The 13,031-nt window shown below is 62.1% G+C and carries 18 protein-coding genes; 2 read left to right on the top strand and 16 right to left on the bottom strand.

The window, feature by feature from the left end:
• Positions 1–147: 147 nt before the first annotated feature.
• The 8 genes from AC3AP7_RS27605 to AC3AP7_RS27570 form a co-directional block, all read right to left on the bottom strand.
• Positions 148–1,149 carry a hypothetical protein gene (locus AC3AP7_RS27605; protein WP_487363473.1) on the bottom strand — a complete coding sequence of 334 codons (1,002 nt, stop codon included), beginning with the start codon at positions 1,147–1,149 and terminating at the stop codon, positions 148–150.
• A gap of 70 nt (positions 1,150–1,219) precedes the next feature.
• Positions 1,220–2,596 carry a DUF6582 domain-containing protein gene (locus AC3AP7_RS27600; protein ID WP_487363472.1) on the bottom strand — a complete coding sequence of 459 codons (1,377 nt, stop codon included), beginning with the start codon at positions 2,594–2,596 and terminating at the stop codon, positions 1,220–1,222.
• 7 nt (positions 2,597–2,603) lie between these two features.
• On the bottom strand, positions 2,604–2,870 hold the full coding sequence (locus AC3AP7_RS27595; RefSeq protein ID WP_487363471.1) for a hypothetical protein: 267 nt from the start codon (positions 2,868–2,870) through the stop codon (positions 2,604–2,606).
• A 2-nt stretch (positions 2,871–2,872) separates the two neighbouring features.
• Positions 2,873–3,187: a hypothetical protein gene (locus AC3AP7_RS27590; protein ID WP_487363470.1), complete on the bottom strand. Its 315-nt coding sequence runs from the start codon at positions 3,185–3,187 to the stop codon at positions 2,873–2,875.
• Positions 3,184–4,488 (bottom strand): phage portal protein, encoded by a 1,305-nt coding sequence (locus AC3AP7_RS27585; protein ID WP_487363469.1) that lies wholly within the window; start codon positions 4,486–4,488, stop codon positions 3,184–3,186. Before AC3AP7_RS27585 ends, AC3AP7_RS27590 begins: the two co-directional genes overlap by 4 nt.
• 3 nt (positions 4,489–4,491) lie before the next feature.
• A complete protein-coding gene (locus AC3AP7_RS27580) occupies positions 4,492–5,745 on the bottom strand; it encodes a phage terminase large subunit (RefSeq protein WP_487363468.1) in 1,254 nt (417 codons plus the stop codon).
• Complete coding sequence (locus AC3AP7_RS27575) at positions 5,738–6,220, bottom strand: HGGxSTG domain-containing protein (RefSeq protein WP_488324839.1); 483 nt, start codon at positions 6,218–6,220, stop codon at positions 5,738–5,740. Before AC3AP7_RS27575 ends, AC3AP7_RS27580 begins: the two co-directional genes overlap by 8 nt.
• A gap of 175 nt (positions 6,221–6,395) precedes the next feature.
• On the bottom strand, positions 6,396–6,608 hold the full coding sequence (locus AC3AP7_RS27570; protein ID WP_487363466.1) for a hypothetical protein: 213 nt from the start codon (positions 6,606–6,608) through the stop codon (positions 6,396–6,398).
• Between the two features lie 498 nt (positions 6,609–7,106).
• On the opposite strand from AC3AP7_RS27570, the gene AC3AP7_RS27565 reads away from it, so the two are divergent.
• Together AC3AP7_RS27565 and AC3AP7_RS27560 are read left to right on the top strand one after the other, a co-directional pair.
• Positions 7,107–7,406: a hypothetical protein gene (locus AC3AP7_RS27565; protein ID WP_487363465.1), complete on the top strand. Its 300-nt coding sequence runs from the start codon at positions 7,107–7,109 to the stop codon at positions 7,404–7,406.
• Between the two features lie 12 nt (positions 7,407–7,418).
• Positions 7,419–7,802, top strand: coding sequence for a hypothetical protein (locus AC3AP7_RS27560; protein WP_487363464.1), 384 nt, complete (start codon positions 7,419–7,421; stop codon positions 7,800–7,802).
• A 618-nt stretch (positions 7,803–8,420) separates the two neighbouring features.
• Here the strand turns inward: AC3AP7_RS27560 and AC3AP7_RS27555 are convergent.
• The 8 genes from AC3AP7_RS27555 to AC3AP7_RS27520 form a co-directional block, all read right to left on the bottom strand.
• On the bottom strand, positions 8,421–9,071 hold the full coding sequence (locus AC3AP7_RS27555) for a hypothetical protein (protein ID WP_487363463.1): 651 nt from the start codon (positions 9,069–9,071) through the stop codon (positions 8,421–8,423).
• A complete protein-coding gene (locus AC3AP7_RS27550; RefSeq protein WP_487363462.1) occupies positions 9,068–9,295 on the bottom strand; it encodes a hypothetical protein in 228 nt (75 codons plus the stop codon). The genes AC3AP7_RS27555 and AC3AP7_RS27550 overlap by 4 nt, the downstream gene beginning before the upstream one ends.
• Before the next feature lie 235 nt (positions 9,296–9,530).
• Positions 9,531–9,872, bottom strand: coding sequence for a nuclease domain-containing protein (locus AC3AP7_RS27545; protein ID WP_487363460.1), 342 nt, complete (start codon positions 9,870–9,872; stop codon positions 9,531–9,533).
• Positions 9,869–10,342, bottom strand: coding sequence for a DUF1367 family protein (locus AC3AP7_RS27540; RefSeq protein WP_487363459.1), 474 nt, complete (start codon positions 10,340–10,342; stop codon positions 9,869–9,871). The genes AC3AP7_RS27545 and AC3AP7_RS27540 overlap by 4 nt, the downstream gene beginning before the upstream one ends.
• A gap of 156 nt (positions 10,343–10,498) precedes the next feature.
• Positions 10,499–10,879, bottom strand: a complete 381-nt coding sequence (locus AC3AP7_RS27535; RefSeq protein WP_487363458.1) for a hypothetical protein — start codon at positions 10,877–10,879, stop codon at positions 10,499–10,501.
• Positions 10,876–11,337, bottom strand: coding sequence for a RusA family crossover junction endodeoxyribonuclease (locus tag AC3AP7_RS27530; protein WP_487363457.1), 462 nt, complete (start codon positions 11,335–11,337; stop codon positions 10,876–10,878). Before AC3AP7_RS27530 ends, AC3AP7_RS27535 begins: the two co-directional genes overlap by 4 nt.
• Positions 11,334–12,116, bottom strand: coding sequence for a hypothetical protein (locus AC3AP7_RS27525; protein ID WP_487363456.1), 783 nt, complete (start codon positions 12,114–12,116; stop codon positions 11,334–11,336). Before AC3AP7_RS27525 ends, AC3AP7_RS27530 begins: the two co-directional genes overlap by 4 nt.
• Positions 12,103–12,978 (bottom strand): hypothetical protein, encoded by an 876-nt coding sequence (locus AC3AP7_RS27520; protein ID WP_487363455.1) that lies wholly within the window; start codon positions 12,976–12,978, stop codon positions 12,103–12,105. Before AC3AP7_RS27520 ends, AC3AP7_RS27525 begins: the two co-directional genes overlap by 14 nt.
• Positions 12,979–13,031: the final 53 nt, after the last annotated feature.

Here is a 13,031-nt window from a genome sequence, read left to right as displayed (position 1 = left end):
CCTCGGCGCACCCTGCGCGGAACTCGACCGGGAACATGCGCGCACTTCCGTCGTCGTTGAGCCATTCGGATACGGGAAATTGCCGGCCCGGCTGGACGAAGACGGTATGCCGCGGCACCTCCCGGTCTTGCGGCCGATAGACGCGCATTACGGACGCTGTACGGCCACGACGCCGTGCGCGTATCCGAATGCCTTCGCGACGATGGCGTCGAACATCACGCCAACGAACTGGCCCGATAGGTTCCCGGTCAGCCCGAGCTGGAACAGCAACGGATTCGGGTTGTCGGTCTCGCCACTGACGTATGGCATTTCGATCATGTCCTCGGTGAGGATCACGGCGAAGTAGTTCTTGTTGCCACTGGGGGGGGGCGCGAAGCCGTAGGCGGCACCCGCGGCCGGCTGCAGAAACTGGTCGCCAATGAGCGGCAGATCACCCGCCTGCGTGGCAAGCGCCTTCACCTTGACCCCGGAGACAACCTCCGTTTCGGCCAGTGTGATCTGACCAGCGCGCGCCTCGCGATCGATGTAATCGCCCAGCACCGGGTTCAGGTAGATCGCGGTCGGCTTCGCGACGTACGTCTCGCTCGCGAAGAGTTCCGCAACCGCAGCCTTCAGGCCGTCGATGATCGATGCGCCCGGGGCGATCGTGAACTGCGTCGTGATCTGCGTGAGCAGCCCCACGTATTGAACGGTGGTCGGCGACGACAGACTGGTGTCGTTACCAGCCCATACGTTGGCCGCACGCGCAACATTGATGCCGCTGATGATGTCCTCGATATCGCGCGCGATCACCTCGGCAAACTTCTTCTGTTGCTGGGTGACCATCTTGTCGAACAGGGCGATGTTCGACTGGTTCACGCACGCCTTGATGAACGCCGAGCGCTCGACGCGCGTCGGACTCGACGGGTTGGGGCTGATCGCGGAGCTGCCCTGGCCACCGGTACTCTGGAAGCCCGCGGTCGAGATGGCCGTCTGTTCGAAGTAGCGGTGCGGCTGGCCGGTCGCCGGAACCTGCTTGAAGCGCTGGAGCGCCACCGAACGGCGGCGCACGAGGTCGGTGATGACCGGCTCGTAGTCGTTGACCTCGATGGCACCCGTACCGAGATAATCGGCGGCGGCCTTGAGGGTCATCATCTGTGCTTGGGACATGGCTGGAATCCTCTGGGCAATAAAAAAGCCGCCCGAAGGCGGCTTCTGCTGTTGTGCGGGATGCGGGGCGTCAGGTGTTCGGCTGCATGCGCGACATCGTGATGGCAGCGAGGCGCGCCGTCGTGCTCGCGCCAGCCGCCCTCAGATCGGCATCCTTTGCGCGCGCGTCCGTGTGCTCGGCGTGCACGCCAGGGCGTGCCGCTGGCGCAGCCTCCGTCGGGCGAACGGGGGCGCCGGACGCATGGAAAGCCTTCCCCTTGAGCTCGTTGACCGTCGTCGTGAGTTCGTCGATCTTTGCATTCGCCGCCTTCAGCGCATCGCTCTCGCCCGTGGCGGCCGCTTCCATCCAGTCGTGGTCGCGCCAGAGATGGGGCAATTTGCCCAGCACTGCTTCCGCTTCCATCTTGTCGGCCATGCGCCGGAGCACGGCGACGTGGCCATGGCGCTCGTGACCACCCATGCCGGCGGCCTCCAAGCCATCGGCGCACGCGCGGATGCGATCCGAATGTTCCTTGACCTTGTGCAGCACGTTGGCCGCTTCGAGCTTGCCGGCACTCGCCTTGAGCTCGTTCACGTCCTTCAGGACAGGGGCCATCTCTTCTTTCACGACGTCGCGCACGGCGCCGATCAATTCCTTGATATCCATTTCGGAAATCTCCGTCGAGGCGGACGCCTCAAGTGATGTGGTGGTGTAGGCGGCCTTGTCCTTGAACAGGATCGCGGCGCCAGTAAAAACACAGCTCGTCACCTCGATCGGGTCGCTGTTCCAGTCCTTGATGCCGGTTTGGGCTTCGTACGAGAACCCCAATAGCCGTTTCTTCGACCGAATCTCAGCCACCACGGCCGGAAAGTCCGCGCCGTACAGAAAACCTTCGATGTGGATGCCATCACCTTCCACGGTTGCAGCAGTGATCACGCCGATTTTCTTCGTCGGGTCGTGCCCGCTCAGATTCGGCTGATAGTCGACGCCCATCCCAAGCAGCGATGACAGGGCCTCTTCCGCAACGGCGCGCGGAATCAGGACGCGTTTGCCGTTTGCGCCGCCCACCGGCTGATCGCTCGGCTGATCGATGCGCGTCATGACGCCCGAGAACGGCGCCTTGTTCGGATGGCCCGGCGTTTCCGGCATGTCGAGTGCCATTGCCTCGAAGCGCATTGCGCGCAGACCGCCGTCGTTCGCGCCCGCCGGTTGCATATCCATGCGGGCGGACTGGTGCGCTTCCCACTTCGATGTGTCGAGGCCCAATTCTTTCGCCCGATGCAGGATCCGGCGTCGCGCCTCGGCGCGCTCCGTATCGCTCAATCCCTTCGTGTGGTCAACCATTGACCACGCCATGCGGGTATGGTCGACGTCGTTGGGTGTATTGCGAATTGGCAACGCGCGCTTGGCGGGGACTGCGAAGTCCTCATCGGCAAGGTTGTTGCGCTGTTCGGTGGTCAGGGGCATCTCTGCCTCACAGGGACTGGATGCGATCAAGCAGCGGCGCGTATTCGGCGCGAAGATGCGCGTCGACGGTGGCGGCGCGCGCCTTGAGTTCGAGGAGAGCCGTGTTGATAGCGCTCAGCGCACCATGCGCGGGCCCGATGGGTGCCGTGCTCAGCGATTGCGCGAGCAACTCACTCAGCGATTGCTCTGCGGACGCGTCGATGTCTTCGACGGGCTTTCCGGCGATTTCTTCTTGCGCGGCCGGCGCGCGCGCGTCTTTGGCTGGGCGTCCCATGATCAGGCGACGATGACCGCGTCGAACGTGCCGGCGGCCAACGTGTTCGCGGCGAGCCGCGGTGTCAGCGTGACCTCGAAACTGTCGAACGTCTTGTTGCTGACATACCAGGTGGCATCCTGACCGGGATTGATCAGCACGCAGTAGTTCGCCGGCAGATTGGCCGACGAGGGAAGCGACACCGTTGTCGTCACGGCCGCTCCCGCGCTCCCGCCAGCAACGTTCGCAATGCCCGGGATCGAGCCGATGATCGCGCGGTCCTGATGGGCCGGCGTCGCGCCGTCCGGCGACTCGATGGTGTGTTGCAGGATGCTCATTCGGATGCTCCAGTGGATGGTTGGATGGGAGGGTCGTCGACTTCCTTCGCGCCTTGCGCGGCTTTCATGGCGATCTGCATGTCCGCATACGTCAGGTCAGCCCAGCGCGACTTCAGCGGCTCCAGGCCTTTCTGTGCGCGATACTCGTTCGGGGTGCAAGCGTTGTTCTGGTATTCCGTCTTGAAGATGTCGGCGATTGCCTTTTCATCCTCGCGATCGAGGCCGTCGAACCCGAATCGTACGTTTGTGATGCCATGGCGTGCGCGCAGTACATCGCGGTTGATGTGCGCCTGAACGCGAAGCGCCATCGGCTTGACTGCCGAATCCCAATCGCGATCCTCAGCCGTCTCCGCAGTGTTGCGGTTGACGTCGCGCTCGATGCCCAGGCTCTGGGGTGACAGCTGGAAGCCTGTCGCGATCTCGCGGATCAGGAATTCCTGCCATTTCAGGTAAAGCGCATCGTCCGTCCCGGCGTGCAGCCGGATTGCCTCCGGCTTCATCTGATTGCCGATGATTGGCGTTTGACCTTGACCCTCGACCTCGTTGCGCCAATAGGCGCGGAATGTCAGTAGTTCAGACTCATTCGTGACGGACCCGACGTAAATCAGGTTTTGCGGTTGCGCATTGCTGGCCGCACTCGATGCATATCGACCTACGCCCAGCTTCCACGAGATCGAGTCGTACGCGATCTCAAGGGGGCCATATCCGTACGGAGACTCCGTGGACGGATTCAGCCGCATGTAGATGATTTCCTCGGCCGTCAACTGCTTTGCATTGACCTCGGAGAGGATCGAACCACCCGTGTATCCCAGCGCCTGCAGGAAGCGCACCGATTTCGGATTGCCGTCCCACTTCACCACGGGACGGATGGTGGTCGCATCCACTGGCCACAACCAGATCGGCCGAACGGGGTCGGGTGAAACTGCCTGTTCCAGCGTGCCCGCACCGGTGACGAGTGCATCTTCGATCCACTGCTCAATCAGTGTCGTGAAGCTGTCCGATTCGTTCGGATTGTCCAGGCAATTCGCGACGATCTCAGCCTGACGCTGCGAAGCGCTGGATTTATCGTCGCAGATGATCTGCCACGGCATCGTCGAGATCGCATCCTTGATGCGGTTGATCGCGCGACGCGCGTACACCGTGCGGCTGAAGTAGCGCAGGTTCGTCGGCGTGGGCTTGGGCGTCCCCAGCGTCCGGTTCTGACCCATCAGGCTGATGAGTTTCGGATACGCGAGGGATTCGCGCTCCGGCTGGTACCGGCGTCGAGCGGCCCACAACCGGATGTCGTAGAAAAGTCCCATGCGTCAGGCGAAATAGAGTCCGTTGTGCACCACCGGCCAGCGGTTGGCGATGAAATAGCCAAGCGCGTCCGGCGCATGGTCCTTCCCAGAACTTTTGTCCGGCTCACCGTTTTTGTCGTACACCTGCTGTTCAAGGCATTCCGTTATCACGGGGCACTTGTCGGTGTCGATGTAAAGGCGTCGGAATCCATCGCCGTTCAAGATGGCGGCATTGACCGCGTTCACCCGGTCTTTCACGGCTGGATTCGAATTGTTCACGTGCACCTGGATGCCGTGATCGCGCAGAATCTGCAGATCCGAGAGCGACGCGTTGACCGATTTATGGCCGCGTCCACTCGCATCGGGATATGCCGTGATCGCATGTCCTTCGAAGCGCGTCACGAGTTGCTCGGCAAGCGCCGGCGTATCGCGGACACCAGTGAGTTCTGCGGCGATGATCGGGCAATCCAGGCGGATCACTGAAACGATCGCGGTGCAGTTATAGACGTTGAAGTCCACCCCGACATGTAGCGGCTCACCGGGCTCGATCTCCGCAGTGACGTGGTTCTGGAAGCGATCGAAGTCCGGATAGACCGCGCCACTCGTCAGGTTGACGAACAGCCCCTCCAGATAAGCATCGAGCAGATTCTGCGGGTAGATCGCCCGCAACTGGTCGACATACCCCTGCGGCAGATAAGGATTGCTGGCCGTCGGTGCACGGTACAGCTTATAACCTTTGGCCTCGGCATCCTTCGCCTTGTGCCATGTCTCGTAGACGAACCGGAAACCCTCCGGCGTTGTCGCGATTGCAAGCGTATTGCGCTCGCCGTCCAGCTTCTTCTTCCGGCAGCGCGCCAGACACTTGCGCCAGGCGTTCGCGGCCTTTTTCTGCTCAAGCGTATCGAATTCATCGATACCGCCATCGGAGATCTCGAAACCGACAATCCGGTCGGGATTGTCGAGCGTCCGGAAGATGACGCTCCCACCTGTGCGCAGCGAAAGTTCCTTGTCCGTCTTGTTCAGACGGTGCCGGATCTTCATCGCATCCAGGCGCTCTTCGAACTTCGGCCACGCGATGAGGCTGATCAGATCATACGTCGGAGCGAAGTAGCCGACGTTGAAGCGCGGATAAGCCAACTTCTTCAGTAGCAGGCGCGTTACCAGAGCATCTGACTTGCCGGCACCGAATCCACCCACGAACGCAGGGAACTGGAAGCCCGAAAAGACGAAGTCTTCCTGCGGCTCAGTCAGCGCGAGATCGACTTCGAGCTCACGCATCATCCTTCCTCGCGCGGCGCACCTTGATCACGATCGATTCAGGCGCATCGTCGTCTTCATCCTTCATCAGGTCGGCGCGCGCCAACTCAAGCTTTCGGATCAGGTCGATCTGGCGAATGATCAGGTCGGCATAGTCCGGCGCCGCGGCCTTGATCTCACGCTTGTCGAACTGCGCCATCTCCTTCGTTGCGTGGTCGTAGGCCAGACCTGTTTTGCGGGCCACTTCCAGAGCACCGTCAACCAGTTCCTGCAGATCCACCGAGCCAGAGAGGCGCACAAAGCGGTGCAGTTTCACGCGAGCCAGCCGGATCTCGTCGTCAAGCGAACCAGCCTCGGCGCGCTGGTACAACTTCCGCTCGTCAGGGGTCAGCGCGTCGCTATAGAAGCCGTGCTTCAGCGCGTTCGTCGCGGTGTTCGGTTTCTTTGGGCCGGTGCTCGCCCCGCCATGCAGTTTGCAGCGCTTCTTCCCTTCCATCGGGGCGCGTTTGCAAGGCGTGCCGGACCTTGTCTTAGCCCCACATGTCTTTGCCATGTGCGGCCTCAATCATGGGGTTTGTTTCCGCGATTTAGTTTTTTCCTATCGGACTCGGGCAATCGCCGGATATAAACCCGCGTTTTCGGAGACTTTCACGCCGCGTGATAGCGTCTGTCTATTGCGCGTCGGCTGATTGCTTCGCGTCATCGCCCATCACGTCCACCTCGACGTTGAACAGCGTCACACGCGCCATGCCGATGCCAGCGGCTTCGACGGACCATTCCACCTTGGTGATCAGCCCCATATCCAGCGAGCGGCCGTCGGGGTCGAGCACCTTCGTGCCGCGCGGCGTGCCGTCGCTGACGATGCGGAAGCGTTTGTTGTCCATGTCTGATCTGGTATGTGGTTGCCAGCCGCCCAGCGCCGCTTGAAATCCCGCATTGCGCGGGCAAAGGAGGGGGGCTTACGTTCTGTCGGCAGGCTGCCGCGGATGTGAGGGCTCTCACGGCCTACCCATCGAATACAAAGTGCCCGGCGCGAGGCCGGGCGAATCTCGCTCATGCGAGCGGGAGGAGACGGGTTGAGGGAAGCTTCTACCGCCAGCACGCAAAGGCGAACGCGGTCATCGAAGCGGCAACCGGTGGTTCCGACAAGCGATGCGCTCATCGCTCGGATAGGCCGCCAGGCTCTCCGAAATCGGGTCAATCCGGTTGGCTGTCACCCTCACCGAAGCGCGCAACTCGTAGGTCGCTCGGACCCGCTTGGCCATCCACGATGGCGGTCTCGCGCTTCGGTGAGGGTTTGTACCCACAAAATCATTCTTGCTTTATTTGATTTTGTTGCTACAATATCAATCAAGGAAACACGCTAACCACCGGAGACAGCCATGAGCCACCAAGTTTTCAGCCACTCGGAAATCAAGGTCCAACGACCGAACGGCGCCGTCGAAATCGTCCGCTCGGAAAAGTTCCTGACGCCCGCACTCTTTGCGCAAATGGCTTCCGCAACCAAAGCCGCTGGCCGCGGCGACCTTCTGAGCTTTGAAAATATCTCTGTTGCGCCGATCGTTTCCGCCGAGGTGCAATCCGGCATCGAAGCCGAACGCGCGGCCGCAAACGCAGCCGATGCGCAGTACAGCGCAGCCTATCGCCGCGTCGTCGATGCAATGGCGCGCAACACCTACTAACCGGGAACTCCCATGATCACCGACCAACAGATCATTGATGCCTGCACAGGAGCGGGGTCGAAGGCCGTCTACGATGCCGCTAATGCCCGCATTGCTGGCGACCATGCCGCGCTGCCGCGAGTTGGATTGCCAGACGTCAAATCTTTAGGCTATGCGTGGCGCATTGCTCGCTTCGCCTTTGATCGCCTTGGCGATGACGAGCGTGCCGCTGATTTGGCTGATACGACGATCAAAGCCGCCTCACTGCGGGGCGGGAAGCGCGCCGGTGCCGGCCGTCCTTCTGCCGGGCTAACCGAGACAATCCGTGCTCGCGTCACGCCCGACGAAAAAGCCAAACTGGAGCGTCTTGGCGGCTCTGATTGGATCAGACGGCAAATCCAGCGCGCCAAGCCCTAATCTGAAGGTGCTCGTATCGCAGAGCCAAGCGGCCGATTTCCTTCGGCGTCGTAGACGCAAATGTCCGGTGCCCACGTCTCGAACGTGCTCAACCATCACCGGACGGGTAGGGAGTCGCACCCCGACACGACCCGCGCTTACGCGCATTCACATCACGGCTGACGACTGCTGCGGCCCAACGGGGCCTGACCGCCCTTGTTTGGCACCCCGCGACGGGTCTGCGGCTAACCGGTTCGCGTCCCGGTGCAATCGTCATGCGTGAAAGGACTGCTTACGCCAGTCAGGCGTTATTGACGGGTAGCGAACAACGCCTGAGCCGCATCTGTAGGCGACAGCCCGACTCGGTAATACCCGGCGAGCGCCTCACGCATCCGGGGACTTGAGCGCCATGGTGGAACCACGTAGCCCGCAGCGACAGCCTCATCGAATGCTGCGAGAGTCCACTCCGCGAGCTTCGCGCGCTCCGGCTCGGATAAGTCGTCGGCCTGCATCGCGATCTCCGGGGCCGGAAAGCGAAAAGCCCCGCGAGCGTTTAGCTGGCGGGGCTTCAGAGGGTATTGCGGTGAGTCTGGCAAAATACTAGGGGGCTTGTCGCAAAAAGTCAATCTCTTTTCGCGCTCAATCGCACGCCAGTTCGGGCTCTCCGCGTTTCGCAACGTCGGCAACTTCGTCCTCGACGTGTACCTCAGTTTCCACGACGCCTTGCGCCTTGAATTTCGGATCGAGCCGGGCGATCGCCATCTTCTCGATCGCCGCGTAATGCTTCGTCATCCAGACCGCCGCACGCTGCATCTTGTCCTTCGTCACCTTGAACTCGTCGGCGAGATTCCTCAGCGAGAGTTCGTCGCGGTGCCGGCGCGGCAGGTAGTGCCGGGCGGTCAGCTTGGCGCACGGCTTGAGGCCGATGCCGCAACTGCGCCGCGCGTGGAGTGCGAGCCGCACGACGCCACGCTGCTGAGTTTCGCCAATCCCGAACCGGGCGAGCAGGGCGCCTGATTCCGTCGACGGCAGGCGATCAGTGACGGCGGACACGATCATGGCGCACTGGCCGCGCACTTCCATCTGGCTCAAGCCGCCGAAGTCGACGCTGCCGGAGCGCTCGCCCTTGAGTTGGTCGAGCCAGCGCTGCTGGCGCTCGTTCAAGGTTGGCGCCTGCTCGAGCACCTGAATCAGGAATTGCCGGAACTTGTTCTCGCCCATCGCCGGTACCGACAGGATGAGGAACGAAACGTGAAGGGCTTGTTCTGTGCTCTGGAAAATCGCGTTCACTTGGGTTCCTCGAGGGTGTAAATCTGACAGCGCTTGGTTTCTTCGATGCAGCGCGCCGCGGGCCGCAGACGTTTCTTGCAGGCGACTTCCGGGCCGCCAAAAGGTGATTTCAGAACGAGAGCGCATCCCTTGCAGGTGCCGCTTTCACGTTGGATCAGGATCTCGAGCGGGTCCTTGTTGCGCTCGTGCCGCGGGTCGCCGTAACGTTCGACATGACGCCTCACGCGTCTTCCTCGCCGGTCACACCGAGGAACCGATACTCGATTCGCCCAGGTTCCGGCTCGCGCGGCCCGGCGGCTAAGGCGACATCCCAGTCGGTGACGATCGGGGGGCAGACCTTCGGCTGTGCAGGCGTGTGCCCATGCCATACCGGACCGTTCCAGTCCCCTGGAACCGGCAATCCATCCAAGATGACGGCACGATCACCACGTTGGGAAAGTAGCCGTTTCAGCCAATGGATCATTTGAGAATTCCCTTCGCATGCAACCGAACGATTGAACGGATATGGCCTTCGAACCACGCAAGCACGACCTCGGCGTATGTCATGCCGGCCGGTGGTGGCCGCTGGCCGTCGTAGACCGCATCGCACGCGGTGCACGCGAATGCACCGCAAAGGTCATCCGCCTTCAGCGCGCCAGCTTTGCCGCCGGCGCCCCCGCGGTAGTGACTCCAGATCGTCGTGCGCGGATCGTGTGTGCACGCGCCGGGCAGGCGCACGAGACACTCTTCATCGCGCGCCGAGTCGCGGATGCGCTGATTGCGATAGGTGAGAGTTTTCGGGAACGAAACGCGCGCAGTCATCGGTCGAACTCATTGAGGATCGCCTCGACCATCCGCTCGCCGCTCTCCTCGTTGAGGTGCGGCCAGAGATAGCCGTAGGCGTGTGGACTACGCAGGAACTCTTTCACGCTCTCGTGCACTTCGTGAAACTCGGCATCATCGAGCGCTTCGTACGCGATCGAGCGCGGTAGCGCGACAAGCTCGCCGCCCGGGCCCGGCACGAAGTCGCAATGCCCGGCGCCGACTTCCAGCCATTTGCGCATGCGCTCCGGATCCGTGAATACCTCCTGGCATTTGAAGATCGCGGTGAGCATGACGAAGTGCAAACGGTGAAATCGCTCGCTGCGCGGAATCCGGAACTCGAAGGCGAGCGTCTGACCCGGCTGCAGCTTTCCAAGCTTGCTGCGGAACCGCGAATATGCGCGCTCATTCTTCTCGTCGACGCCAGCCAACTTGCCGCGCTGGTCGATGTGCAGGATGACCTTACTCATGCTGCCTCCCTCTCGTCGTCATGCAGATGCCTGACGATCCGGCCCGGCACCGATACCGGTGCGCGAACTGATCCGGCCGCAACGAGAAAAGGATTTCTCTGCCGCGCCGCGATTGCTGCCGCTGTGCGCCGCTTGAAGGGTGCCACTGCATCAGGCTCATCGCCGAATGCCCAGACCGTTCGCCAATGACCCTTTGGCTGGGGGCACCCAGCGGGCAATGAACAGATCTGCCCGGTGAGCGGTAATGAGCTCCGATATCCGCTGTTGCGATACCTGAAGACGCTCAACGAGTTGCGGAATGGTGAGCTGTTCCACGATGAGAATCGCTTTCATGCGATCCCATGTTGGAGTGGGGCGGAATTCGCCCTTGCGCGGGGGGCGCGACAAACCGATTGTCTTCGTCGCCCGGCAGCGGATCGCGGGCCACGTGTGGTTTGGCAGAAGGGCGCAAAGCTGTTCGCGCGACATGGCGGATTCGTAGTGCTCCTTCAGGATGCGCTCTTCGGTCGTTGTCCAGAGGACATGGGTGGTTTTCATGCAACCTCCAGATCAAGAGCCCGGGCCACCACATCAACGCGCGGCGCGCTCCCATAGCGCTTGCGCATGATGACGTCGACAATCCGGGCGTCATCCACGTAGACGACACCGTTCATACCATCCTTGAGGGCTTTGAGCACGTTGTCGGCGTCCGGCTTCTTCGTGGCACCGACCAGACCTGCGCGCGCCTTCTCCTGCTTCTTCCTTGACCAGCTCTGGGGGATCGGCAGGTAGATCGCGACGATCAGTTCAACCGCTTCATTGAACGGCACCGCGTCCCCCATCGCCTCCCGCGCGGCGAGCCGCACCAGGTTCTCGTATCGCTGGGTCTTCTCCGGCGTGTAGTGGCGCGTGAATACGCGCTGGGCACCTTTGGCGTCGGCGCCGATGCGCGAGCTCGACTTCGCGCGGCCTTTGGCGACCGGCGTGCCGGGAATCGTGAAAACGATCTGTTTCATTGCGGGCCGATCTCCGTGTAACCGGCGTCGGTCACGCCGCGGGTTTGAGCTTGTTCGCGCAGTTCGGCCTTGCGCTGGTCGGTAGCCGCACGTTGGGCCGCCGCGTCCGACGCGCGTTGAGCCGCGATACGCTCAAGCGCAGAAGGAATGGTCGCAATCAACTGGCGCACGCGATCGAGGTTCGCTCGAGCCTTCGCTGCGTCGAACGGATCAGCCTCGTCAGGGGCTGGGAGCAGTGCGGCCGCCATCGGTGCCGGCAGTCGATTCTTCGTCATAGCGCTGCGTAGCGCGCGTTCGCGCTCGTCGTTGTCCCAGCCGAGTGACGGCTGCCACACTGCCGGCCGGCGTGCCGCGCGCGCCTCGATGACCAGTCGGTTGTATGCGTCCTTGAACGCCATCCGTGCGCCGACCTCGTCGCCGCCTTCGAGAACCGGGCGTGCGATCAGGAAAGCCTCGAACGCCTCGGTCGTCCATACGACTGTCGTGCGCTCGTCGAGGGAGCGAAGCGCGATCGCCCATGCTTCGTCGGGGCCAGGGCGGTCATCGGCTCCAGCTGCAACAGCAATTTGCGCCTCGATATGTGCCGGCAGCAACGGGAACTTCCCGTTCGTCGGGTCCTTGAGATGCGAGAAAGCGGCGCGGCGTACGGCCGGAAACGGGTGTTCTGCGAGCGTGGCGAAGAACAGCGCCTTTGCTTCGGCCGAGAGAACCCGCTGCGACTGCAGGGCGTACACCTGGTCGATCAGTGCCACGAAACTGTCGAAGTCAGTCTTTTCCATCACCATCCTCTGGTCCGAAGATCAGCGCTTTCGCGCGCGCGTTGGTGTCCGCGAGTTCGGCTGGCGTCGGCGCAGTGCTTCGGCGCGCAATGCCCCCGGCGACCTTCTTTCGCTCGTTGATCGAGGCTGCAAGCCAGGCGACGGGCTCAAGCGGCTTGACTCGCATGCAGTCCTGTACAAGCAGCCACGCACCGGCCTGGGTGAGATGTTTCTCGGCTCCGCCAAGCATCGAGCGGATGCTCGATTCCTTGATGTCGGGTGCATGGCTTAGCAGCCACGGAACGCCGATCTGGAAAATCGCTTCGTGCGGAGTAAGTCCGGACGACGCGGCAGCGCCGGTTCCGTCAGGAACCGTCTTACTGGTACTGGTACTGGTACTGGTGCCGTCCCTCCCATGGGTGTCACGTTGGTGTCCGCCGTCTGTCCCGTGGGACACTCCGGGGACTCCCGCGTCTTTCCCCTGGCCTTCCGCAGCCTTTCGCTTTCGATAGTCGGCCTTCCGGTTGCGGTCCTTGTCCCGCGCGGCGAGCATTTCAGATACTCGACATGAGATGGTGTCGTGATACAGGCGACCGTCTTCTGCCTTCCAGAATCCGCGTAGTAACGCTGCCCGATGCTTGGTGAATATGGATGCCTTCATGCCGATCCGAACGGCGATCAGTGCATCATCGTCGGGCAGCGAACCGCAGGGTGTCTGGCGCCACGCAGCGGCCCAGACCATCAGCAGCCACGGGCGTAGCTCGACGGGAGCCAAAGCCCATGTATCGGACTGGTCGATCTGCTCGAGGTCGAGCTCAAACCGCCAACCCTTTGCTTTGGTGTCGGATGGATAGGGAATCGGAAGCCGCGTGCCGTCGTTCATTGCCGATACTCCGTCATGCAACCTCGACGGTGGGACGCGGATAACGTGACTTT

The organism is Paraburkholderia sp. PAMB 6770 (genome assembly GCF_057748135.1).
Note: the sequence above shows the minus strand (reverse complement) of the source record. Positions and strands in the feature narration are given on the sequence as shown.

Excerpts from the sequence above, each read along its gene's own strand:
- AC3AP7_RS27605 (WP_487363473.1), bottom strand. The coding sequence starts at position 1,149 with ATGTCCCAAGCACAGATGATGACCCTCAAGGCCGCCGCCGATTATCTC.
- AC3AP7_RS27600 (WP_487363472.1), bottom strand. The coding sequence starts at position 2,596 with ATGCCCCTGACCACCGAACAGCGCAACAACCTTGCCGATGAGGACTTC.
- AC3AP7_RS27595 (WP_487363471.1), bottom strand. The coding sequence starts at position 2,870 with ATGGGACGCCCAGCCAAAGACGCGCGCGCGCCGGCCGCGCAAGAAGAA.
- AC3AP7_RS27590 (WP_487363470.1), bottom strand. The coding sequence starts at position 3,187 with ATGAGCATCCTGCAACACACCATCGAGTCGCCGGACGGCGCGACGCCG.
- AC3AP7_RS27585 (WP_487363469.1), bottom strand. The coding sequence starts at position 4,488 with ATGGGACTTTTCTACGACATCCGGTTGTGGGCCGCTCGACGCCGGTAC.
- AC3AP7_RS27580 (WP_487363468.1), bottom strand. The coding sequence starts at position 5,745 with ATGCGTGAGCTCGAAGTCGATCTCGCGCTGACTGAGCCGCAGGAAGAC.
- AC3AP7_RS27575 (WP_488324839.1), bottom strand. The coding sequence starts at position 6,220 with ATGGAAGGGAAGAAGCGCTGCAAACTGCATGGCGGGGCGAGCACCGGC.
- AC3AP7_RS27570 (WP_487363466.1), bottom strand. The coding sequence starts at position 6,608 with ATGGACAACAAACGCTTCCGCATCGTCAGCGACGGCACGCCGCGCGGC.
- AC3AP7_RS27565 (WP_487363465.1), top strand. The coding sequence starts at position 7,107 with ATGAGCCACCAAGTTTTCAGCCACTCGGAAATCAAGGTCCAACGACCG.
- AC3AP7_RS27560 (WP_487363464.1), top strand. The coding sequence starts at position 7,419 with ATGATCACCGACCAACAGATCATTGATGCCTGCACAGGAGCGGGGTCG.
- AC3AP7_RS27545 (WP_487363460.1), bottom strand. The coding sequence starts at position 9,872 with ATGACTGCGCGCGTTTCGTTCCCGAAAACTCTCACCTATCGCAATCAG.
- AC3AP7_RS27540 (WP_487363459.1), bottom strand. The coding sequence starts at position 10,342 with ATGAGTAAGGTCATCCTGCACATCGACCAGCGCGGCAAGTTGGCTGGC.
- AC3AP7_RS27535 (WP_487363458.1), bottom strand. The coding sequence starts at position 10,879 with ATGAAAACCACCCATGTCCTCTGGACAACGACCGAAGAGCGCATCCTG.
- AC3AP7_RS27530 (WP_487363457.1), bottom strand. The coding sequence starts at position 11,337 with ATGAAACAGATCGTTTTCACGATTCCCGGCACGCCGGTCGCCAAAGGC.
- AC3AP7_RS27525 (WP_487363456.1), bottom strand. The coding sequence starts at position 12,116 with ATGGAAAAGACTGACTTCGACAGTTTCGTGGCACTGATCGACCAGGTG.
- AC3AP7_RS27520 (WP_487363455.1), bottom strand. The coding sequence starts at position 12,978 with ATGAACGACGGCACGCGGCTTCCGATTCCCTATCCATCCGACACCAAA.